Origin of the sequence: Sphaerotilus uruguayifluvii, assembly GCF_013294065.1 — a bacterium.
GTDB classification, from domain to species: domain Bacteria; phylum Pseudomonadota; class Gammaproteobacteria; order Burkholderiales; family Burkholderiaceae_C; genus Sphaerotilus; species Sphaerotilus uruguayifluvii.
In genome coordinates, this window is record NZ_JABSNM010000018.1 from 1 (window position 1) to 22229 (window position 22229).

The window sequence follows — 22229 nt, forward strand, 5'->3', positions numbered from 1 at the left end:
TGTGGAAGAACTGCGAGCGCTGGCTCAACACCAGCCTGCAGTTCGTCCATCTCGCCTTTCTGGCCTTGCTCCTCAGGAGATCGTGAACACGCTCTTAGCACGGCCTGCAGCCCAGCGCCGTATTCCTGCCGTCATGACCATCGAGGAAGTGGCCTCGCTGCTGCAGTGCATGCAGGGAGAAACCGGACTGCTGGCACGATTGCTCTACGGGTATTCCCAGCCCCGACGCTGGCCGTGGATCCACGCTCCGGCGTGATCTACACCCATGTCCTCAAGATGGCGGCTGGCACAACCCGAAGTCCGCTGGATGCCCTGACAGCAGATAGGCCACACAGCGCAGCACCTTGAGCGCAGAACAGCATTGCGGTGCTGTGCTGCTGCCAACCTCACTGCAGCGCTGCCGCAAAGCGCACCACCACATCCCTCACCACCCCCTCGCGCTGCACCGTCAAAGGCAGCCAGGTGCCGGGCGGCTGGCGCTGCACGAGGGCGCGCAGGGCATCGGGGCTGCGCAGCGGGCGGCCGGCGGCTTCGGTGATCAGGTCGCCCTCGCGCAGGCCGGCGGCGGCGGCCAGGCTGCCGGGGGTGACGGCGCTCAGGCGCACGCCCTGCGCATCGGGCGCCATCGCGATGCCCAGGCGCGGCGGGGCGTCGTCGCGGGGCGGGTCGATCAGATAGAGGCCGTCGGCCAGCGTCTCGCCCAGGGCCTGGCAGCTCTCGCCGCGCTCCCAGGTCAGCAGCGCGCCGATGCGCTGCACGCCCAGGTCGCGCAGCTGGTGCGCCACGCCGTGGCCGTCGCGCACATGGCCACCGCCCAGGATGCCGACCACCAGCCGCGCGGGCTCGCGCGCCAGCTGCGCGGCGATGACCTCGGCCATCGCGCGGTCCCAGAAGGCCTGCGCGCCGATGAAGCGCTCGAGCGCCTGCGGGTCCGGCGCCGGCGCGGACGAGGCCTCGGCCGCATCGCCCGGGCCGGCGTGGGACTGGAGGACCTGCGCCAGCATCTGCCGGTAGGCCGGCGGCGGCGCGGCCGGGCGGCCGACGCCTTCGCGCGCGGTCTCGGCCAGCGCGTCGAAGCCGCGCCGGCCGACCTGGGCCACCACGCCGCGCTCGACATTGAGCGCCAGCATCGGCAGCCGGTTCATCCGGGCGAAATGGAAGAGCGGCAGGTACAGGCGGGCGTCGAAGCCCCAGACCTGGTCCCACTCCGAGCGGCGCAGGAACTCGGCCTCCGACAGCCGGCCGGCCACCCAGTCGTCGAGCACCGGCTGCAGCCGGCGCGGGAACATCTCCAGCCCGAGCGCCAGCGCCGGCCGGCGCGCATGCAGCTGCGCCAGGACCTGGAGCTGCCAGCGGTGGTCCTCGGCGCTGTCGTGGCGCTCGCCGAGCAGCACCGCCTGCGCCTCGGCCATCCAGCCCAGCAGCTCGGCGGCGGGCAGCAGGCGCGGCGCGGCGGCGGTCGGCGCCAGCCACTGGCCGGGGGGCTGGTCAGGCGCACAGAGCGCGGCCGCAGGAGGCGGCTCGGCTGCCGCGCCCGGCCCGGGCAGCATCAGCATTGGCACCAGCAGCGCCGGGAGCAGCCACCGGCGGGCCGACGACGGAACGGACGGGAGCAGCGGCAGGCGCATGCGCGGGACTCCTGGAACAAGGCGAGGCGAAGACGCGAGGGGACGGCACGGCAGCCGTCCCGCCGATCATCGCACCGCGCCCTGCTGCCCCGGGCCGCGCCGGGTCAAGCCCGGTCAGCGCCGCATGCAGCGATTCGCTGCGCGAATCACTCCCACTCGATCGTCGCGGGCGGCTTGCTCGAGACGTCGTAGGTGACGCGGTTGATGCCGCGGACCTCGTTGATGATGCGGCCCGACACCTTCTTCAGCAGGCTGTACGGCAGCTCGGCCCAGTCGGCGGTCATGAAGTCGCTGGTCTGCACCGCGCGCAGCGCCACGACATAGTCGTAGGTGCGGCCGTCGCCCATCACGCCGACGCTCTTGACCGGCAGGAAGACCGTGAAGGCCTGGCTGGTCAGGTCATACCAGCTTTTTCCTGTGGCCGGGTCGATCGCGGCGCGCAGTTCCTCGATGAAGATCGCGTCGGCGCGCTGCAGCAGACGCGCGTACTCGGGCTTGACCTCGCCCAGGATGCGCACGCCCAGGCCCGGGCCCGGGAAGGGATGGCGGTAGACCATCTCGGGCGGCAGGCCCAGCGCCACGCCCAGCTCGCGGACCTCATCCTTGAACAGCTCGCGCAGGGGCTCCAGCAATTTGAGGCCCAGCTGCTCGGGCAGGCCGCCGACGTTGTGGTGGCTCTTGATCGTGGTGGCCTTCTTGGTCTTGGTGCCGCCCGATTCCACCACGTCCGGATAGATCGTGCCCTGCGCCAGGAAGGTCGCGCCCTTGTGGCCCTGGCCGCTGGCCTTGAGCTTCCCGGCCTCGGCCTTGAAGACGTCGACGAACAGGCCGCCGATGATCTTGCGCTTGCGCTCGGGGTCGGTCACGCCGGCGAGCTGGCCCAGGAACAGCTCCGAGGCATCGACGCGGATGACCTTGGCGTGCAGCTTGCCCTCGAACATCTCCATGACCATGTCGCCCTCGTTCAGGCGCAGCAGGCCGTGATCGACGAAGACGCAGGTCAGCTGGTCGCCGATGGCGCGGTGGATCAGCGCGGCCGCCACCGACGAGTCGACGCCGCCCGACAGGCCCAGGATGACTTCCTCGTCACCGACCTGCTCGCGGATCTTCTGCACCGCCTCGGCGATGTAGTCGCCCATGATCCAGTCGCCGCGGCAGCCGGCGATCTCGCGCACGAAGCGGTTGAGCATCGCCTGGCCCTGCAGCGTGTGCGTGACCTCGGGGTGGAACTGGACCGCGTAGTAGCCCTTGTCCTCGTTCGCCATGCCGGCGATCGGGCAGCTGGGCGTCGAGGCCATCAGCTTGAAGCCCGGCGGAAGCGCAGTGACCTTGTCGCCGTGGCTCATCCAGACCTTGAGCATGCCGTGGCCCTCGGGCGTGGCGAAGTCCTGGATGTCCTTCAGCAGCGCGGTGTGGCCGTGCGCGCGCACCTCGGCATAGCCGAACTCGCGGGTGTCGGACCAGCTCACCTCGCCGCCGAGCTGCACCGCCATGGTCTGCATGCCGTAGCAGATGCCCAGCACCGGCACGCCCGCGTCCCAGACCGCCTGCGGCGCGCGCAGCTGGTGGTCCTCGTAGGTCGAGGCGTGGCTGCCCGACAGGATGATGCCCTTCGGGGCGAAGCTGCGGATGAACTCGTCCGACACGTCGTTCGGATGGATCTCGCAGTAGACATGGGCCTCGCGCACGCGGCGGGCGATCAGCTGCGTGACCTGCGAGCCGAAGTCGAGGATGAGGATCTTGTCGTGTTGCATGTGCGAAGCGATGCGGTGCGATGGCGCCGCGCGGCCGGACCCCGTCGTCCGGGCTCAGACCGCGTGCGGCGCCGGATGGGTGGCGTTGGCCGGATGGAGGCGGAAGTGACGCACGGCCAGCACGAAGGCCGCCAGCGTCAGCGCGGAGCAGAGATAGAGCGGCGCGCCGATGCGCCAGTCGCCGTGGGGCAGATGCGAGACCAGGCCCAGCAGGCTCGAGCCGATGACCGGCGCGAAGACCTGCATCATGCTGTTGAGCGAAGCGACCGCGCCGAGCGCGCGCCCCTGCGAGGACTCGTCGGCGGCATTGGACACCAGCGTCTGGATCGCGGCCTGCGTCATGAAGCCGAAGACGTTCAGCCCGATGATGGCGTACATCATCCAGGCCTCGGTCGCCGCACCCCACAGCGCATAGCAGACGGTCGACGACAGCAGGCCCAGCACGGCGATGCGCTGCGGCGTCGAGCGCTTCAGCGCCACCCGGATCAGCCCGCCCTGCACCAGCACCGACATCACGCCGATGGTGAACAGCGACCAGCCGTTCTCCTTCGGCCCCCAGCCGAACTTGAAGGTGGTGTAGAGCACCCAGGTGGTGTGCAGGATGAACTGCGCCAGCCCGGCCAGCGCGATGACGCCCACCAGCCGGCCGATGCCGTGCAGGTCGCGCAGCTGACGCAGCGAGGTCAGCGGGTTGGCCTTCTTCCAGTCGACCGGCGTGCGCCGCGACGGCGGCAGCGACTCCGGCAGCACGAAGATGCCGTACAGCGCATTGAGCACCGCCAGCCCGCCCGCGACGAAGAAGGGCAGGTGCAGGCTGATGGCGCCGAGCAGGCCGCCCATGACCGGCCCGAGCACGAAGCCCATGCCGAACATGGCGCCGAGCATGCCGAAGCGCTTGGCGCGCTCCTCGGGCGCGCTGATGTCGGCGACATAGGCCTGCGCGACTGCCGCATTGGCCTGCAGCGCGCCGCTGACCAGGCGGATCGCCACCAGCATCCACAGCGCGGTGGCCAGGCCGGTGACGATGAAGCTCAGCGCCAGGCCGCAGAAGCCCAGCAGCAGCACCGGGCGCCGGCCGTGGTGGTCGGACAGCGCCCCGAGGATCGGCGAGCCCCAGAAGTTCGCGAAGCCGAACGCGAAGGTCACGACGCCATACCAGAAGGCATGGTCGCCCTGGTCGCCGGTGAAGGTGCCCACCAGCGGTGCCAGCACCGGGATGATCAGGCCGATCGCCACCATGTCGATCAGCACCGTCAGCATGATGAAGGGCATGGCCGCGGCCCGTGGGCGCGGCGCCTTCGCGTCAGCAGCGCTCACGAGGCAGTCACTCCAGCCGGTAGTTCGGCGCTTCCTTGGTGATCTGCACGTCGTGGACGTGGCTCTCGCGGATGCCGGCGGACGTGATCTCGACGAACTCGGCCCGGTCGTGCATCTCGGCGACCGAGGCGCAGCCGCAGTAGCCCAGCGAGGCACGGATGCCGCCGGCCATCTGGTAGATGATCGCCAGCACCGAGCCCTTGTAGGGCACGCGACCCTCGATGCCTTCCGGCACGAGCTTGTCGGCGTTCGGGTTGGTGGTCTCGTCGTTTTCCTGGAAGTAGCGGTCGGCGGAACCCGCCTTCATCGCGCCGATCGAGCCCATGCCGCGGTAGCTCTTGTACGAGCGGCCCTGGTAGAGGATGACCTCGCCCGGAGCTTCCTCGGTGCCGGCGAACATGCCGCCCATCATCACGGTCGACGCGCCCGCGGCCAGGGCCTTGGAGATGTCGCCCGAGTAGCGGATGCCGCCGTCGGCGATCAGCGGCACGCCGGTGCCGGCCAGCGCGGTGGCGACGTTGTCGATCGCGGTGATCTGCGGCACGCCCACGCCGGCGACGATGCGGGTGGTGCAGATCGAGCCCGGGCCGATGCCGACCTTGACCGCGTCGGCGCCGGCCTCGGCCAGCGCCAGCGCGGCGGCACCGGTGGCGATGTTGCCGCCGATGACGTCGACCTGCGGGAAGTTCTTCTTGACCCAGCGCACGCGCTCGATGACGCCGTGGCTGTGGCCGTGCGCGGTGTCGACCACCAGCGCGTCGACGCCGGCGGCCACCAGCAGCTCGATGCGCTCCTCGGTGCCGTCACCGACGCCGACGGCCGCGCCGACGCGCAGCTTGCCCTGCGCGTCGCGCGCGGCGTTCGGGAAGCTGGTCTGCTTGGTGATGTCCTTGACGGTGAACAGGCCGCGCAGCTCGAAGGCGTCGTTGACGACCAGCACGCGCTCGAGCTTGTGCTGGTGCATCAGCGCCTTGGCCTCGGCCAGCGAGGCGCCCTCGCGCACCGTGATCAGGCGCTCGCGCGGGGTCATGATGTCGCGCACCGGGGCGTCGAGACGGGTCTCGAAGCGCAGGTCGCGGCCGGTCACGATGCCGACCACCTTGCCCTCGTCGACGACGGGGAAGCCGGAAATGCCGTGGGCGCGCGACAGGTCGATCACGTCGCGCACGCGGGCGTTCGGCGCGATGGTGATCGGATCCTTCAGCAGACCGGACTCGTAGCGCTTGACGCGGGCCACCTCGGCCGCCTGCTGCTTCGGGCTCAGGTTCTTGTGAACGATGCCCATGCCGCCTTCCTGGGCGATGGCGATGGCGAGGCGGGCCTCGGTCACGGTGTCCATCGCGGCGGACACCAGGGGCAGGTTCAGCGTGATGTTGCGCGACAGCTTCGTCGCCAGGGAGGTGTCGCGGGGCAACACCTGGGAGTACGCGGGGACCAGCAACACATCGTCGAAGGTCAGGGCTTTGCCGAGAAGGCGCATGGGAAGGGGCTCCAGACGCAAAAGGAGATTATACGGACCCGTTACAGCCTCTTCCCAGCCCTCATGAAGCGGACACGCTCCGAGCGGGGTCCCGGCACTACACTCGAATCATGTTTTCGCACTTCACGCCCCGACGACTGCTGCCCGCGACGACGATGACGCTGCTGTGCGCGATGCTGGCGCTGCCGGCCTCGGCCCAGTGGAAATGGCGCGACGCGCAGGGCCGCATCCAGTACAGCGACCGGCCGCCTCCGACCGCCGTGCCGGACCGCGACGTGCTGCAGCGGCCGGCCGCACCGACGGCCGCCGCGATGCCGGCACCGGCCGCTCCCGCCTCCGCGGTGGCGGCCCCGCCGCCGGCCTCGGCCGCCAGCGCCGCCACGGCGGCCGGCGAGGGCCGGCGCCGCCAGGCCGCGGCCGAGCAGGAGGCCGCCGCCCGCCGCGCCGACGAAGAGCGCCAGGCGCGCCAGCGCGGCGAGAACTGCACCCGGGCGCGCGAGTACGCCCGCACGCTCGAATCCGGCCAGCGCATCGCGCGCACCGGCGAGAACGGCGAGCGCCAGTTCCTCGACGACGGTCAGCGCGGCGCCGAGCTGCGCCGCGCCCGCGAGGTCATCGCGAGCGACTGCCGCTGACGCGCTGGCGGCCGCGCTCGCCCTGCGCGCGGTAGCGCAGCCGGCGGGCTTCCTTCGGATCGACCTTCAGCGCCCGGCAGATGTCGAGCCGGTCGCCCGGCTGCATCGGCGTGTCGGGCGCGACCGCGCGGCCGCCGATGCCGAAGGCCAGGCCGCCCTCGCCCACAGCCCCCAGCGCCGCGTGGCGCGCGGCCAGCCCGCTGGCGGCGAGCGCCTGGGCCGCCGTCGCGCCGGGCGCAAGCTGCAGCGTCACCCGGTCGACCTGGCGCGGCGCCGGACTGAAGGCGACCTCGACCTGCATCGGCGCCGGGGCGGCGCCCGCATCAGCGTCGGCCATGGACCTGCTCCGCCCGCGCGACGAAGGCGTCGACGAAGGTGTTGGCGATGCGGTCGAACACCGGGCTCACCACCATTTCCAGCGGCCGGCTCGCGAAGGCATAGCTCAGCTCGAACTCGACGCGGCAGGCCTGCGGCCCGGCCTCCGGCCGCGAGGCCGCCGGCGTGCCGATCGGGATGAACCGCCACGAGCCGTCGAGCCGCGAGAACGGCCCGTCGACCAGGCTCATCGTGACCGACTCGCCCGGAACATGGCTGTTGCGGGTGGTGAAGGCGTGGCGCACGCCGGCGTAGGCGAGGTGGAGACGCGCGGTCATCGCGCCGGCCTCCTCGCCGAGAATCTCCGCCTTCTGGCACCACGGCAGGAACTTGGGATAGCTGGCGACATCGACGACGAGATCGAACATCTCTCGCGGCGAGTACCAGAGGAGGACGGACTTCTTGACGTGCTTCATACAATGCCCGGATTGTATTGAGTCCCAGAACGAACCCGTCCCACCCCATGAGCATCGTCGAGAACCGGAAAGCGCGCTTCAACTACCACATCGAGGAACGCTTCGAGGTGGGCGTGGTGCTGCAGGGCTGGGAGATCAAGGCCATCCGCGCCGGCCAGGTGCAGCTCACCGACGGCTACGTCGTGCTGAAGGACGGCGAGCTGTTCATGATCGGCTGCCGCATCAACGCGCTGCGCTCGGCCTCGACGCATGTGCGCCCGGAGGCCGACCGCACCAAGAAGCTGCTGATGAAGAAGGACCAGATCCGGCGCCTGATCGGCAAGGTCGAGCAGAAGGGCTTCACGCTGGTGCCGCTGGACCTGCACTACAAGGGCAGCTACGTGAAGGCCGAGATCGCGCTGGCCAAGGGCAAGGCCGAGCACGACAAGCGCGACACCGAGAAGAAGCGCGACTGGGAGCGCGAGAAGGGCCAGCTGATGCGCACCAAGGTCTCCAGCCCGCGCCGGGACGACTGATAGGCCACAGGCGCCTCAGGCCGGGTCCAGCCGCCGCAGCGCCACCTCCACCGGTGGCGGCGCCTTCAGCGTCTGCACGATGACGCAGTAGCGCTCGGCCAGCTTCAGCAGCGTGGCGAGCTGCTCGTCGGAGGCATCGGAGTCGACCTCGAAGCGCAGCCGCAGCGCCGTCAGCCCGACCGGCACGTCGCGCGCCAGCCCCAGCGTGCCGCGGAAGTCGCTCTCGGCCTCGACGACCACGCGCGCGGTGCGCATGACGACGCCGGTGGCGGTGGCCACGACATTGAGCGTCACGCCCGCGCAGGCCGCGATCGACTCCAGCATCAGGTCGCCCGAGCAGGCCTCGCCGCCGCCGCCGCCCGCGGCCGGATGCAGGCCGGCGTCGAAGGCGGCGAAGCGGGTCTCGATGCGGCACGAGGGCCGATCCGGATAGAGCAGCGCCTCGGCGCGGAAGGTCTGGCGCGCGGCGGCCGGCTCGGCGCGGTAGCGCTCCTTGATCGGCGCCTGGCGCTGGCGCAGTTCCTCGGGGGTCATCGGCGATGTCTCCTGTGCGGGATGCGAATGTCGTTGTGGTCCGGGACAGTCCGATGATGACCGCGCGCCCGCCCCCGCGCCACCGGGAACGCCCTTGTCGACGCCGGCCGCGGCGTTGCGCCACGTCAATGCGGGGACAGGGCAAAGGGCTAGAACGGAGGCACACCACACAAGGGGGATCCACCATGGACATGATCCGATCAATGTTCGGCCCGTCGTACGCCTCCTGGCAGGCGTGGGCAGCTCGGCGCTGGCGCGCGATATGGCCAACTGGATCGGCGCGCCGGTTGCGGCGGTCGTGTGCAGCGATGGCCTGTCGGACGTGATGTCCGAGGGCATGGGCGGCTGGTTCTGGTTCGGCTGGCGCAACCGCATGCTGCACGCCGCGCAGAGGCTCGGCGACTTCAGCACGGCACTGGCCACCTCGGTGCTGTCGTTCACGCCCGCGCTGCAGCAGGATGTGGAAGCGGTCGCCACGCTGCTGGCGCATCCGGAAATCCGCTCCATCGAGCTGATCGTCGGGCACTCGAAGGGCAACCTGATGCTGTGGGAAGCCCTGCGCAAGCTGCCCGACACGGTGCCCTTCCGCACCCCGATCGTCACGCTGGGCGCGCGCATCCGCATGCCCGACCGCTGCACCGAGATCCACGACGTCATCGGGGGCGCCGACCTGCTGGGCGAACTCAACTCGCACCCGGACATTCCGGCCGATCTGGTGATTCCCGGCGCGGGCCATCACACCAGCGACGGGCCCATTGCACCCGCGCTGCAGTTCCTGCGCCAGGGCAAGGCGCTGGACGTGACCGAGGTGCTGGACAAGCTGGTCATGACGCACGGGCTGAAGCGCCCGGAGGCAGCGCGCACCATCGCCCCGGCACCCGCACCCGCGACGGCGGAGCAGGTCGAGGTCGACTGAAACGTCCTGCTGCGCGTGGATCCTCGCCTTCGCGAGGATGACGGGGACATGCGCGAGGAAACGCGCCGAAACGCGCCGTCATGCCCGCGCAGGCGGGCATCCATGCCGGACACCCCGCCGCTACTCCGCCCTGAGCGCCTCCACCGGGTCGAGCCGCGCCGCCGCGCGCGCCGGCATCACGCCGGCGAGCAGGCCCACCGCCGCCGACAGGCCCAGCGCCAGCAGCACGAAGGGCAGCGGCGTGCTGACCGGCAGCGCGGGCAGCAGCAGGTGCGCGCCCTGGGCGATGCCGATGCCGATCGCCAGGCCCAGCAGGCCGCCCAGCGCCGAGAGCACCACCGCCTCGCCCAGGAACAGCGCCATCACCGTGCGCCGGCGCGCGCCCAGCGAGATCAGCAGGCCGATCTCCGCGGTGCGCTCGGTCACCGCGATCGTCATGATGGTGACGATGCCCACGCCGCCCACCAGCAGCGAGATGCCGCCCAGCGCGCCCACCGCCATCGTGACGATGTTCAGGATGTTGGAGAGCGTGCCCAGCATGTCGGCCTGGGTGACGAGGGTGAAGTCCTCGCGGCCGTGGCGGGCGCTCATCAGCGCGCGGGCCTGCGCGACCACCGCCGCGGGCGACATGCGCTCGTCGTAGGTCAGGTGGATCTCCATCAGGCCCGGGCGGTTGAACAGCTCCAGCGCGCGCGCCGACGGAATGTAGGCGACATCGTCCAGGTCGATGCCGAGGAACTGCCCGCGCGGCGCCAGCACGCCGATGACGCGGAACTGCTGGCTGCCGATGCGCACCCGCTGGCCCAGCGGCGAGCTGCTGCCGAAGAGCTCGCGGCGCAGCGTCGAGCCCAGCACGACGAAGTCGCGCGCCTGTCCGGCCTCCTCCTCGGGCAGGAAGCGGCCCGTCGCCACCGTCAGGTGAAAGGCCGGCACCAGCGCCGCGCTGGTGCCGTAGACCAGCGCGCGGCGCAGTCGCCCGCCGGCCTGCATCTCGGCGTTGCCGGTCACGCCCGGCGTGACGCCGGTGAGCTGCGGCAGGTGGCGGCGCAGCGCCTGCGCGTCCTCCAGCGTCAGCGGCCGCACCGAGGACGGGAAGCCCGGGTTGGTGCCGCCGGTGGTCGTGCGCCCCGGCGAGAGCGTGACCACGTTCGTGCCGATCTGGCTGAACTCGGCCAGCAGGAAGCGGTGCAGGCCCTCGCCGATCGAGGTCAGCAGGATCACCGCGGCGATGCCCACCGCGATGCCCAGCAGCGTCAGCACGCTGCGCCCGCGCTGCGAGACGATCGCGCGCCAGGCCATCGAGACGGTGTCGGTCCAGCGCATCGGTGCGGTCCTCGTGTGTCCGTGTCCGCTCAGCGCCGCGACAGCGCCGCGACCGGCTCGAGCCGGGCCGCGCGCCGTGCCGGCATCACCCCGAACAGCAGCCCGGTGCCGATGGCCGTCCCCAGCGCCGCCACCACCGCCCACAGCGGCGGCCAGGCCGGGAACTGCGGATAGAGCAGCCGGATCACCCAGGCGCCCGCATGCCCGGCCGCATAGCCCAGCAGCGCGCCGGCCAGCGACAGCAGCGCCGCCTCGGTCAGGAAGACCGCACGGATGGTCGCCGCCGGTGCGCCCAGCGCCTTGAGCAGGCCGATCTCGCCGGTGCGCTGCGCCACCGCCACCAGCATCACGTTCATCACCAGGATGCCGGCCACCGCCAGGCTGATCGCCGCGATCGCCGCCACCACCGCGGTCAGCGCCAGCAGCACCCGGTCGAAGGTGGCCAGCACCGCGTCCTGGGTGATGACGGTCACGTCCTCCTCGCCCTCGTGGCGGGCCTTGAGCAGCGCGGTGGCCTGGCGCCGGGCCGCGGCGATGGCGTCGCGGCTGCGCGCCTCGATCAGCACGCGGAACAGCGTGTTCGAGTCGAACATCGCCTGCGCCAGCGCCACCGGCACGATCGCGATCTCGTCGAGGTTCATGCCCAGGCCCTGGCCGGCCGGCGCCATCACGCCGATGACGCGCAGCCGCCGCCCGCCGATGCGCACCGTCTGGCCCAGCGCCGGGCCCTGGCCGAAGAGCTCGCGCGCCAGCGCCGCGCCCAGCACCGTGACCGCATGGGCGCGGCCCCAGTCGTCATCGGGCAGGAACTGCCCCTGCGCCAGCGCCAGCCGGCGCACCGCGAGGTAGCCGCGGGTGGTGCCCAGCACCATCGCCTCGCGCAGCCGCCCGGCCACCGCCACCTCCGACAGCCCCACCGCCAGCGGCGCGACCTGCGCGACCGCCGCCAGCCGGGTGAGCGCCTGCGCGTCGTCGATCGTCAGGTCGCGCGGCGTGGTGCTGACCGCATTGGCCGGGCTGAAGCCGCCGGTCTGCGAGCGCCCGGGCAGCACGATGACCAGATTGGTGCCGATCGACGAGAACTGGTCGACCACGTAGCGCCGCGCGCCGTCGCCCAGCGCGGTCAGCACCACCACCGCCGCCACGCCGATGGCCATCGCCAGCGTCATCAGCAGCGTGCGCAGCGGGCTGCCGGTGGCGGCGCGCCGCGCGAAGTCCAGGATGTCCCACCCGCGCATCGGTCCGGGCCCGCTCAGGGCGGCGTGCGCTCGTCGCGCCGCAGCTGGCCGTCTTCCATCATCAGGCGCCGGCGCGCCCGCGCGCCCAGGCCGGCGTCGTGGGTGACGACGATCAGCGTGACGCCGCGCGCGTTGAGCTCCTCGAGCAGGCGCACCACCTCGTCGCCGGTGGCGCGGTCGAGGTTGCCGGTGGGCTCGTCGGCCAGCAGCAGCGGCGGCTGCATGATCGTCGCGCGCGCGATGGCCACGCGCTGGCGCTGCCCGCCCGAGAGCTCGCTGGGGCGGTGGTCGGCGCGGTGGGCCAGGCCGTAGTCCTTCAGCGCCTGCGCGACCCGCGCCTGGCGCTCCTTCGGCGCGATGCCGGCCAGCACCATCGGCAGCGCGATGTTCTCGGCCGCGCTCAGCCGCGGCACCAGGTGGAAGCTCTGGAAGACGAAGCCGATGCGCCGGCTGCGCACCGCCGCCTGCTCGTCCGGGCTCAGCGTGGTGACGTCGCGCCCCTCGAGCAGCAGCCGTCCGCGGCTGGGCTGGTCGAGCAGGCCGAGAATGTTCAGCAGCGTCGACTTGCCCGAGCCGCTCGGGCCCATGACCGCGACGTATTCGCCGGCGTCGATGCGCAGGTCCAGCCCCTGCAGCGCGTGCACGTCGCTGTCGCCGAGACGGAAGACCCGCTCGACCTGCTCCAGCCCGATCAGCGCCGGCGCGCTCATGGCTTCGCGCCCGAGGCGGCCGGCTCGACCCGCGCGACCACGCCCGGCCTGACGCCCTCGCGCTCGAGCGAGCTGACCACCTGCTCGCCGGCCTTCAGCCCGTCGAGCACCTCGGCATGCTCCCAGTTGGACAGCCCGGTGCGCACCCGCCGCTCGGCCAGCACGCCCTCGGCGCCGATCACCAGCACCCGGCCGCCCTCGCCGATCGCCGCGGCCGGCACCCGCAGCACGTCGCGATGCACGTCGAGCACCACCTCGACGTCGGCGCTGTAGCCCACCCGCAGCGGCCCGGCCGCGGCCAGGTCGTCGAAGTCGACATCGACGTCGACGGTGCGCGCCTGCTTCTCCAGCGCCGAGACGATCGGCGCGATGCGGCGCACCCGGCCGGGGAAGGTGCGGCCCGGCAGCGCATCGATGGTGATGCGCACCGGCTGGCCCGGCTGCAGCCGCGGCGCGTCGACCTCGTCCATCGGCGCCTTGACGTAGAGGCAGCGGTCGTCGATCAGGTCGATGGCCGGCGGCGTGGGCACGCCCGGCGGCGACGGCGTCGAGTATTCGCCCACCTCGCCGACGATCTTCGCCACCGTGCCGTCGAAGGGCGCGAGCAGCACCATGCGGCCCTGCTCGACCTTCGTCGCCTCCAGGCGCGCCTCGGCGGCGCGGGCATCGGCCTGCGCGGTCTGGCAGGCGGCGCGGCGGGTGCGGGCCTCGGTGCGCGCGCGGTCCTCGGCGGATTCGGAGATGAAGCCCTGCTCGCGCAGGCCGCGCTGGCGGTCGGCCTCGCGCTCGGCGGACTCGGCGGCGGAGCAGGCCTCGACGATGCGCCGGCGGCTGGTGTCGAGCTGCGCGGCGGCCAGCGTGGCCTGCGCGCGCTGGTCGTCGTTCCACAGCTTCATCAGCAGCTGGCCCTTGCGCACCCGGTCGCCCTCGCGCACCTCGAGCCGCTCGATGCGCCCGCCCAGGATGGTCGACAGCCGGGTGCGCTGGCAGGCCTCGACCGTGCCGGCGCGGGTGTTGGCGATCGTGGCCTCGACCGTGCCGCGCGTCACCTCGACCGCGCTGACCGCCACCGGCCGCGGCCGGCGCAGCCAAGCCACCGTGCCCGCCCCCAGGCCGACGACCAGCAGCGCGACCAGGCCCCGGCGCAGCCAGGCAGAAGAGGCGGTCGGGGCAGCGGCGCTCATCGGGATCCTTGTCGGTGCAGCACGCATTCGGCGTGCGCGAATGCACGCATTCTGCCGCCCGGCCCCGGCCCCGCGCATGACCGGCGTCAATCTGACCGGTCGGTCAGCAGTGCCCGCAGCGTCAGCAGTCGCAGGATTCGCGGAAGACCGCCTCGGCGTCGGGCGCCAGGCCCAGCGTCAGCGCGTCGGCCTCGATGCGCAGCGCGGTGCCGTGGATCAGCTGCAGCTCCAGCACGAGCGCGCCGTCCAGGCGGCCGGGCAGCGGCAGCGCATCGAGCACCCGACCGGCCTGCAGCACCCGGGCGGCGCGGACGCCGCCGAAGAACACGTCCGGTCCGCCGCCCTCGCAGCGCGCCTGCGCCAGCCGCATCTCGACCGGCCACAGATAGCCGGCCACGCCGTCGGCCGCACGCCGCACCGCCGCGGCCGACAGCCGCAGCACCAGCGCGCCGGGCTCGGGCCCGGCCTCGCCCTCGATGCGGGCCGCGGCGATCTCGCTGCCGGCCAGGCTCAGGTACCAGAGGACGGTCCGGGGGGTGGAATCGAAGGCCATCATGCCCGCCAGCATAGCCGAGGCCGGGTTATCACCAATTATTAGCAAATCATCACCCGGCATGATCCCGGTGGCGGGGCGAGCGGCCGCCTCGCTACCATCGCGGCCTGCCCGTCGATCTTTCCACCGAACTGCCGTGACCTCCCGCAAGCCTGCCCCGATGCCCGTGCGCCGCCCCACCATGACCGATGTGGCCAAGGCCGCCGGCGTGTCCCAGTCCACCGTGTCGATGGTGCTCAACAACATGACGGGCGCGCGGCTGTCGGCCGAGACGCGCAGCCGCGTGCTCGGCGTGGCGATGGAGCTGGGCTACCGGCTGCCGCGGCGCGAGGCGCCGGCCCTGCTGCCGGCCCCGGCCAGTCCGGACCCGGCGCCGCGGCGCAGCCTGATCGGCTACCTGGTCGACGAGATCTCGACCAGCCCGCATCCGGTGGTCAGCGTCGACGGCGCGCGCGACGCCGCCTGGGAGCACGACTGCCTGGTCAGCGTCATCGTCACCCGCAGCAACGCCGACCAGGAGGCCGCGGCGATCGCGGCGCTGCGCGCCAACCCGATGCTGCTGGGCATCGTCTACTCGACCATCTTCACCCGCGAGGTGACGCTGCCGGCGGCGCTGACCGACGCCGGCGGGCTGCCGGTGGTGCTGCTGAACTGCCACGACGAGCGCCACCGCCTGCCCACCATCGTGCCCGGCGAGGTGGGCGGCGGCCATGCGGCCACCGAGCACCTGATCGCGATGGGCCACACCCGCATCGGCTTCATCAACGGCGAGCCGTGGATGGAGGCCGCCAAGGACCGCCTCAAGGGCTACCGCCGCGCGCTGGCCACCGCCGACCTGCCCTTCGACCCGGCGCTGGTGCGCGACGGCGACTGGATGTCGGGCACCGGCTTCGAGGCGACGCTGTCGCTGATGCGCGAGGCGCGCCCGCCCACCGCCCTCTTCTGCGCCAACGACCTGATGGCGCTGGGCGCGATGGAGGCGCTGGCCCAGCTCGGCCTGAAGGTGCCCGAGGACGTCTCGCTGATGGGCTACGACGACCAGGAGATCTCGCGCCACACCCATCCGCCGCTGACGACGATGGTGCTGCCCAACTACGAGATGGGCCGCGCCGCGGTCGAGGCGCTGCTGGCGGCGGCCGACCTGCCGCAGACGCAGCGCGCCGCGCGCCGCCACCTGATCAAGATCGACTGCCCGCTGGTGGCGCGTCAGACGGTGCGGCCGCGCTGAGGCGCACCGGACTCCCGGGTTTCCACTGATTATTGCTAATAATATTGGCAGCAGAATGCCGCCTCATGGCGAGCATCGAACTTTCATCCGTCTTCAAGGCCTACGGCGACCACGCCCCCGTCATCCGGGACGTGAACCTGCACATCGCGCAGGGCGAGTTCTGCGTCTTCGTCGGGCCGTCGGGCTGCGGCAAGTCGACGCTGCTGCGCATGATCGCGGGGCTGGAGGACATCACCGGCGGCGAGCTGCGCATCGGCGGCCAGCGCATGAACGAGGTGGCGCCGGCGCAGCGCGGCGTGGCGATGGTGTTCCAGTCCTACGCGCTGTTCCCGCACATGAGCGTGTACGAGAACATGGCCTTCGGCCTGGGGCTGGCCAAGGTGGACAAGGCGGTGATCCGCGAGAAGGTGACGGCCGCGGCCAAGGTGCTGCAGCTCGAGCACCTGCTCGAGCGCAAGCCCAAGGCGCTCTCGGGCGGCCAGCGCCAGCGGGTGGCCATCGGCCGCGCGATCGTGCGCGAGCCCGGCGTGTTCCTGTTCGACGAGCCGCTCTCCAACCTGGACGCGGCGCTGCGGGTGCAGACCCGCTTCGAGATCGCCAAGCTGCACCGCGACTTCGGCCAGGCCTGCACCGTCTACGTCACCCATGACCAGGTCGAGGCGATGACGCTGGCCGACCGCATCCTGCTGCTCAACAGCGGCGAGGCGGTGGCGCGCGAAGGCTCGGTGGCGCAGTGCGGCAGCCCGCTGGAGCTCTACCACCGCCCGCGCAATCTCTTCGTCGCCGGCTTCATCGGCTCGCCGAAGATGAACTTCCTGCGCGGCCGGCTGGTTGAGGCCGGCCCCGCGCAGGCGACCGTGCGCCTGGACGGCGGCGCCGGCGAGCTGCTCCGGGCCGCGGTCGACGCACGCCGGCTGCAGCCCGGGGCGCCGGTCACGCTGGGCATCCGCCCGGAACATGCCCGGCTCGGCGGCGACGAGCAGCCGATCGTGCGGCCGATGCAGTGGCAGGAACGCCTGGGCGAGGCGACCTACTTCTACCTGGAGGCCGGAGGCGGCGCCGAGACCTTCGTCGCCCGGGCGCCGGGCCAGGCGCACGCCCGCGCCGGCACCCGGCTGGCGGTCAGCCTGCCGGCCGAGGCGATCCACCTCTTCGACGAGCAGGGCCTGGCGCTGCCGCGCACGGTCGAGGCCGCCGACGTGCGTCTGCCGGAGGCTGCCTGATCATGAAGCTCGGCGTCTGCTACTACCCCGAACACTGGCCGCGCTCGATGTGGGCCGAGGACGCGCGGCGCATGCACGCGATGGGCATCCGCGTGGTGCGCATCGCCGAATTCGCCTGGAGCCGCATCGAGCCCGAGCCGGGCCGCTTCGACTGGGCCTGGCTGGACGAGGCGGTCGAGACGCTGCACGCCGCTGGCCTGGGCGTGGTGATGTGCACGCCCACCGCGACGCCGCCGAAGTGGCTGCACGACCGCATGCCCGACATGGTCGCCGTCGACCTGCAGGGCCGCCCGCGCGGCTTCGGCTCGCGGCGCCACTACTGCTTCTCGCACGCGGGCTACCGCGCCGAGTCGCGCCGCATCAGCCGCGCGGTGGCCGAGCGCTACGGCCGCCACCCGGCGGTCGTGGCCTGGCAGACCGACAACGAATACGGCTGCCACGACACGGTGCTGAGCCTGTCCGACGCCGCACGGCAGGGCTTCCGGCGCTGGCTGGCCGAGCGCTACCTCACGATCGACGCGCTCAACGCGGCCTGGGGCACGGTCTTCTGGAGCCAGGTCTACCGCTCGTTCGACGAGATCGACCTGCCGGCGCTGACCGTCACCGAGGCGCATCCGGCGCACCGGCTCGACTGGCGCCGCTTCGCCTCCAGCGAGGTGCGCGCCTTCAACCGCGAGCAGGTCGAGATCCTGCGCGAGCACTCGCCCGGGCGGCCGGTGTCGCACAACTTCATGGGCTTCTTCACCGAGTTCGACCACCACGAGGTGGCCGCCGACCTCGACATCGCCACCTGGGACAGCTATCCGCTGGGCTTCACGCAGATGTTCTTCCTCTCGGCCGAGGAGAAGACGCGCTGGGCCCGCACCGGCCACCCCGACATTCCCGGCTTCCACCACGACCTCTACCGCGGCCTGTGCCGCGACGCGCAGGGCCAGGGCCGCTGGTGGGTGATGGAGCAGCAGCCCGGCCCGGTCAACTGGGCGCACTGGAACCCGGCGCCCGAGGACGGCATGGTGCGGCTGTGGAGCTGGCAGGCCTTCGCGCACGGCGCCGAGGTGGTGAGCTACTTCCGCTGGCGCCAGGCGCCCTTCGCGCAGGAGCAGATGCACACCGGCCTGCTGCGCCCCGACGCCAGCGAGGACCAGGGCGCGATCGAGGCCGCGCAGGTCGGCGCCGAGCTGGCCGCGCTCACGCTCGACGAGGCTGGTCCGGTGCGGCTGGCGGTTCAGGCGCCGGTGGCGATGGTGTTCGACTACGCCGCGATCTGGACGCTGCAGATCCAGCCGCAGGGCGCCGACTTCAACCCGCTGGAGCTGCAGTTCCGCGCCTACGAGGGCCTGCGCCGCCTGGGGCTGGACGTGGACCTGGTGCCGGCCGATGCCGATCTCTCCGGCTACCGGCTGATCGTGCTGGCGGCGCAGCCGCAGATCGGCACGGCGCTGCAGGCCTCGCTGGAGGCGGCCGCGGCGCGCGGCGCGCAGATCGTGCTGGGCCCGCGCGCGGGCTCGAAGTCGGAGCATCTGTCCTTCCCTGCAGGCGACTCGCCCACAGGCCACGGCCTGCCGCCGGGGTCGCTGAGCGTGCTGGCCGGCGTGCAGGTGCGGCGGGTGGCCTCGCTGCCGCCCGGCTGCGCCGAGCCGGTCGTCATCGGCGGGCAGACCGTGCCGATCACCCGCTGGCGCGAGGACCTGGCGCTCGCCGAAGGCACCGAGGTGCTGGCCGCCTTCGCCGACGGCCGCCCCGCCCTGACCCGCCGCGGCCCGGTGCGCTGCGTCGCCGGCTGGCTGGACACGGACGGCTGGCAGACGGTGTTCACCGGCGCGGCCGCCGACGCCGGACTCGCCGCACAGGCGCTGCCCGAAGGCCTGCGCCTGAGCCGCGCGGGCGACCTGCTGCTGGCCTTCAACTTCTCGGACCGGTGCCTCGATGCGCCGGCGCTCCCGACCGCGGCACCCCTGCTGGGGCAGCGGCCCCTGCCCCCCCGGGGGCTGGCGATCTGGCGCACCTGAGACGAGACGGCTTGTCCCGCCGCACGGCCCGCGCCCTTTTCTCTCACTGTTCTCTCACCTCACCGACCGACAACGACGTCCGACACCCGTTCGACACGACGACACGACGACACGACGACACGACGACACGACAGGAGACAAGCGATGAAGACGATCCAGAAGACGACGATGAAGCTGGCCGTTCTGGCCTGGGCCGCGGCCGCCTGCGCTGCGCAGGCCGGCACGCTCGTCATCAACACCGATGCCTCCGACCCGGCGCCGAAGGCCGCCTGGGAGGCGATGGCCAAGGGCTTCATGGCCGCCAACCCGGACGTGACGGTCAAGATCAACACCTTCGACCATGAAGGCTTCAAGACCTCGATCCGCAACTTCCTGTCGGCCAACCCGCCCGACATCGTGACCTGGTACGCCGGCAACCGGATGGCGCCGTTCGTCAACGCCGGCCTGTTCGAGGATGTCTCCGACGTCTGGGCCAAGGAAGGCCTGAACGACAAGCTGAAGTCCGCCGTCTCGTCGATGACGATCGGCGGCAAGCAGTGGGGCGTGCCCTACACCTACTACCAGTGGGGCATCTACTACCGCAAGGACATCTTCGCGAAGAACAACATCGCGGTGCCGAAGGACTGGAAGGAGCTGCTGGCCGCCAGCGCCAGGCTCAAGGCCGCGGGCGTCACGCCCTTCGCGATCGGCACCAAGGCGCTGTGGCCGACGGGGGGCTGGTTCGACTACCTGAACATGCGCGTCAACGGCTACGAGTTCCACATGGACCTCACCGCCGGCAAGGTGCCCTACACCGATGCGCGGGTGCAGGCCGTCTTCGACCGCTGGGACGAGCTGACCAAGCCGGGCTACTTCCTGGCCAACCACGCCAGCTATGACTGGCAGGACGCGGTGCCGGCCTTCGTCAAGGGCGAGGCGGCGATGTATCTGATGGGCAACTTCGCGGTCGATCCGTTCAAGAAAGGCGGCCTGAGCGAGGCGCAGCTCGGCTTCATGCAGTTCCCGAAGATCGGCAACGTGCCGATGGCCGAGGACGCGCCGACCGACACCATCCACATTCCCGCCAAGGCGAAGAACAAGGAGGACGCGCGCCGCTTCCTCGCCTACGCCGCCAGCGCCAAGGTGCAGACCGAGGTCAACGCCATCCTCGGCCAGCTGCCGGTCAACAAGGACGCCACCCGCCCGAGCGACACCTACCTGAAGGACGGCTTCACGATGCTGTCGAACGCGCACGCGCTGGGCCAGTTCTACGACCGCGACGCGCCCGCCGAGATGGCCAAGGCCGGCATGGAGGGCTTCCAGCGCTACATGGTCAAGCCGGAGTCGCGCAAGGAGGTGCTGGAGCGCCTCGAGCAGGTGCGCCAGCGCGTCTACAAGTAAGTCAGCCCCGCCGCCCGCCCGCCTCCGATGTCCGCCCTTGCGTCCCGTCCGATGACCGCCCCGCCCCCTCGCCTGTCCTGGTGGCGCCGCCACCAGCGCCAGCTCGCCCCCTGGCTCTTCCTGATGCCGGCGCTGCTGATGTTCGGCCTCTACGTGATCGCGCCGATCTTCGAGTCGATCGCGATCAGCCTGTACGACTGGGACGGGCTGGGCGAGGCGAAGTTCGTCGGCCTGGCCAACTACATCGAGCTGGCGGGCGACCCGGACTTCCGCGTCGCGCTGAAGAACAACCTGCTGTGGCTGGTGTTCTTCCTGCTGTCGGTGCCGGTCGGGCTGGGCCTGGCGCTGTTCCTGAACCAGACGGTGAGCGGCATCCGGCTGGTCAAGTCGATGTTCTTCTTTCCCTTCGTGATCTCGCAGGTCGTCATCGGCCTGGTCTTCACCTGGTTCTACAACCCGACCACCGGGCTGCTGCCGCAGCTGCTGGCGTGGGTCGGCCTGCCGGACGTGGCGGTGCTGTCCGACGAGCGGCTGGTGAACTACGGGATCATCGCCGCGGCGCTCTACCCGCAGATCGCCTACTGCATGATCCTCTACCTCACCGGGTTGAACAGCGTGCGCCCTGACCTGATCGAGGCCGCGCGCCTGGAGGGCGCCAAGGGCTGGTCGATGCTCTGGCATGTGGTGCTGCCGCAGCTGCGCCCGGCCACCTTCATCGCGGTGGTGGTGACCATCATCGGCTCGCTGCGCAGCTTCGACATGGTCTCGATCATGACCTCCGGCGGCCCCTACGGCTCCTCGCGGGTGCTCGCCTTCTACATGTACGAGCAGGCGCTGAGCGAATACGGCTACCGCATGGGCTACGGCACCGCGATCGCCACCGTGCTGTTCTCGATCATGCTCGTCTACATCACCTTCGTGCTGTGGCGCATCTACCAGCAAGAGAAGGACCTGGCCTGATGTTCCCGACCCCGATCGAACGCTGCTCGCCGCTGACGCGCGGGCTCTACAAGGCCGGCCTGCCGCTGGCGCTGGTCGTGTGGCTGCTGCCCATCCTGGCGGTGGCGACGACCTCCATCCGCGGCGCCGGCGACATGGCCGCCGGCAACTACTGGGGCCTGCCGACCGAATGGCAGCTGCTGGAGAACTACACCGCGGTGTTCCGCGACACCCCGATCGCGCGCTACATCCTCAACAGCCTGCTGGTGGCGATCCCGACGGTGGCGGGCGCCATCGCGCTGAGCTGCCTGGCGGGCTTCGCGCTGGGCGTCTACCGCTTCAAGGCCAACCTGGCGGTGTTCTTCCTCTTCGTCGGCGGCAACTTCATTCCGTTCCAGATCCTGATGGTGCCGGTGCGCGACCTGAGCCTGCGCCTGGGCCTGTACGACTCGATCGGCGCGCTGGTGCTGTTCCACATCGCCTTCCAGACCGGCTTCTGCACCTTCTTCATGCGCAACTTCATCCGCGACCTGCCCCACGAGCTGATCGAGGCGGCTCGCATCGAGGGCGCCAGCGAGTGGCAGATCTTCTGGAAGGTCGTGCTGCCGCTGGTGCGCCCGGCGCTGGCGGCGCTGTCGGTGCTGATCTTCACCTTCATCTGGAACGACTATTTCTGGGCCACCGTGCTGATCCAGGGCGATCACGCGATGCCGGTCACCGGCGGGCTGAAGTCGCTCAACGGCCAGTGGGTGGCGCAGTGGCATCTGGTGTCGGCCGGATCGATCATCGCCGCGCTGCCGCCGGTGGCGATCTTCTTCCTGATGCAGAAGCAGTTCATCGCCGGCCTGACGCTCGGCGCGACCAAGGGCTGA

Annotated in this window: 21 protein-coding genes and 1 pseudogene; 10 read left to right on the plus strand and 12 right to left on the minus strand. The window is 71.5% G+C overall.

Annotated features, from left to right (window positions below; genetic code table 11):
* Window positions 1-86: pseudogene (locus tag HNQ01_RS17120) on the plus strand (IS5/IS1182 family transposase); the annotation flags it as partial.
* A gap of 300 nt (window positions 87-386) precedes the next feature.
* Here the strand turns inward: HNQ01_RS17120 and HNQ01_RS17125 are convergent.
* The 4 genes from HNQ01_RS17125 to guaB form a co-directional block, all read right to left on the minus strand.
* The gene (locus HNQ01_RS17125; protein ID WP_217427591.1) at window positions 387-1628 is read right to left on the minus strand and encodes a ChaN family lipoprotein; all 1242 of its coding nucleotides are present in this window, start codon (window positions 1626-1628) and stop codon (window positions 387-389) included.
* A 146-nt stretch (window positions 1629-1774) separates the two neighbouring features.
* Window positions 1775-3382, minus strand: a complete 1608-nt coding sequence (gene guaA / locus HNQ01_RS17130) for a glutamine-hydrolyzing GMP synthase (RefSeq protein ID WP_173806642.1) — start codon at window positions 3380-3382, stop codon at window positions 1775-1777.
* Window positions 3383-3436: 54 nt separating this feature from the next.
* Window positions 3437-4654 (minus strand): MFS transporter, encoded by a 1218-nt coding sequence (locus tag HNQ01_RS17135; protein ID WP_173806643.1) that lies wholly within the window; start codon window positions 4652-4654, stop codon window positions 3437-3439.
* 52 nt (window positions 4655-4706) lie between these two features.
* Window positions 4707-6179, minus strand: coding sequence for an IMP dehydrogenase (guaB, locus tag HNQ01_RS17140; protein WP_173806644.1), 1473 nt, complete (start codon window positions 6177-6179; stop codon window positions 4707-4709).
* Window positions 6180-6289: 110 nt separating this feature from the next.
* On the opposite strand from guaB, the gene HNQ01_RS17145 reads away from it, so the two are divergent.
* Window positions 6290-6814, plus strand: a complete 525-nt coding sequence (locus HNQ01_RS17145; RefSeq protein ID WP_286180923.1) for a DUF4124 domain-containing protein — start codon at window positions 6290-6292, stop codon at window positions 6812-6814.
* Here the strand turns inward: HNQ01_RS17145 and HNQ01_RS17150 are convergent.
* Window positions 6792-7151: an RnfH family protein gene (locus HNQ01_RS17150; RefSeq protein WP_286180924.1), complete on the minus strand. Its 360-nt coding sequence runs from the start codon at window positions 7149-7151 to the stop codon at window positions 6792-6794. The genes HNQ01_RS17145 and HNQ01_RS17150 overlap by 23 nt on opposite strands.
* On the minus strand, window positions 7138-7605 hold the full coding sequence (locus HNQ01_RS17155) for a type II toxin-antitoxin system RatA family toxin (protein ID WP_173806645.1): 468 nt from the start codon (window positions 7603-7605) through the stop codon (window positions 7138-7140). The genes HNQ01_RS17150 and HNQ01_RS17155 overlap by 14 nt, the downstream gene beginning before the upstream one ends.
* A gap of 47 nt (window positions 7606-7652) precedes the next feature.
* Here HNQ01_RS17155 and smpB point away from each other — a divergent pair, with 47 nt between their 5' ends.
* Window positions 7653-8120: an SsrA-binding protein SmpB gene (smpB, locus tag HNQ01_RS17160; RefSeq protein ID WP_173806646.1), complete on the plus strand. Its 468-nt coding sequence runs from the start codon at window positions 7653-7655 to the stop codon at window positions 8118-8120.
* 15 nt (window positions 8121-8135) lie between these two features.
* On the opposite strand, the gene HNQ01_RS17165 is transcribed toward smpB, so the two are convergent.
* On the minus strand, window positions 8136-8654 hold the full coding sequence (locus HNQ01_RS17165) for an OsmC family protein (protein WP_173806647.1): 519 nt from the start codon (window positions 8652-8654) through the stop codon (window positions 8136-8138).
* A 262-nt stretch (window positions 8655-8916) separates the two neighbouring features.
* On the opposite strand from HNQ01_RS17165, the gene HNQ01_RS17170 reads away from it, so the two are divergent.
* Complete coding sequence (locus HNQ01_RS17170) at window positions 8917-9570, plus strand: hypothetical protein (protein ID WP_173806648.1); 654 nt, start codon at window positions 8917-8919, stop codon at window positions 9568-9570.
* A 120-nt stretch (window positions 9571-9690) separates the two neighbouring features.
* Here HNQ01_RS17170 and HNQ01_RS17175 read toward each other — a convergent pair whose 3' ends face one another.
* The 5 genes from HNQ01_RS17175 to HNQ01_RS17195 all read right to left on the minus strand — a co-directional run bounded on the left by HNQ01_RS17175 (window position 9691) and on the right by HNQ01_RS17195 (window position 14578).
* Window positions 9691-10893: an ABC transporter permease gene (locus HNQ01_RS17175; protein WP_173806649.1), complete on the minus strand. Its 1203-nt coding sequence runs from the start codon at window positions 10891-10893 to the stop codon at window positions 9691-9693.
* A 29-nt stretch (window positions 10894-10922) separates the two neighbouring features.
* Window positions 10923-12131 carry an ABC transporter permease gene (locus HNQ01_RS17180; protein WP_173806650.1) on the minus strand — a complete coding sequence of 403 codons (1209 nt, stop codon included), beginning with the start codon at window positions 12129-12131 and terminating at the stop codon, window positions 10923-10925.
* 14 nt (window positions 12132-12145) lie between these two features.
* The gene (locus HNQ01_RS17185; RefSeq protein WP_173806651.1) at window positions 12146-12841 is read right to left on the minus strand and encodes an ABC transporter ATP-binding protein; all 696 of its coding nucleotides are present in this window, start codon (window positions 12839-12841) and stop codon (window positions 12146-12148) included.
* Window positions 12838-14025 carry an efflux RND transporter periplasmic adaptor subunit gene (locus HNQ01_RS17190; protein ID WP_173806652.1) on the minus strand — a complete coding sequence of 396 codons (1188 nt, stop codon included), beginning with the start codon at window positions 14023-14025 and terminating at the stop codon, window positions 12838-12840. The genes HNQ01_RS17185 and HNQ01_RS17190 overlap by 4 nt, the downstream gene beginning before the upstream one ends.
* 121 nt (window positions 14026-14146) lie before the next feature.
* Window positions 14147-14578: a hypothetical protein gene (locus HNQ01_RS17195; RefSeq protein ID WP_173806653.1), complete on the minus strand. Its 432-nt coding sequence runs from the start codon at window positions 14576-14578 to the stop codon at window positions 14147-14149.
* Between the two features lie 181 nt (window positions 14579-14759).
* On the opposite strand from HNQ01_RS17195, the gene HNQ01_RS17200 reads away from it, so the two are divergent.
* From HNQ01_RS17200 to HNQ01_RS17225, 6 genes are all read left to right on the plus strand, one after another.
* Window positions 14760-15806 (plus strand): LacI family DNA-binding transcriptional regulator, encoded by a 1047-nt coding sequence (locus HNQ01_RS17200; RefSeq protein ID WP_173806727.1) that lies wholly within the window; start codon window positions 14760-14762, stop codon window positions 15804-15806.
* A 65-nt stretch (window positions 15807-15871) separates the two neighbouring features.
* Window positions 15872-17029 (plus strand): ABC transporter ATP-binding protein, encoded by a 1158-nt coding sequence (locus HNQ01_RS17205; RefSeq protein ID WP_173806654.1) that lies wholly within the window; start codon window positions 15872-15874, stop codon window positions 17027-17029.
* 2 nt (window positions 17030-17031) lie between these two features.
* Entirely contained in the window at window positions 17032-19038 is a 2007-nt protein-coding gene (locus HNQ01_RS17210; protein WP_173806655.1) for a beta-galactosidase, read from the plus strand.
* Window positions 19039-19182: 144 nt separating this feature from the next.
* Window positions 19183-20418, plus strand: coding sequence for an ABC transporter substrate-binding protein (locus HNQ01_RS17215; RefSeq protein ID WP_173806656.1), 1236 nt, complete (start codon window positions 19183-19185; stop codon window positions 20416-20418).
* A gap of 51 nt (window positions 20419-20469) precedes the next feature.
* Window positions 20470-21378 (plus strand): carbohydrate ABC transporter permease, encoded by a 909-nt coding sequence (locus HNQ01_RS17220; RefSeq protein ID WP_217427592.1) that lies wholly within the window; start codon window positions 20470-20472, stop codon window positions 21376-21378.
* Entirely contained in the window at window positions 21378-22229 is an 852-nt protein-coding gene (locus HNQ01_RS17225; RefSeq protein WP_173806658.1) for a carbohydrate ABC transporter permease, read from the plus strand. Before HNQ01_RS17220 ends, HNQ01_RS17225 begins: the two co-directional genes overlap by 1 nt.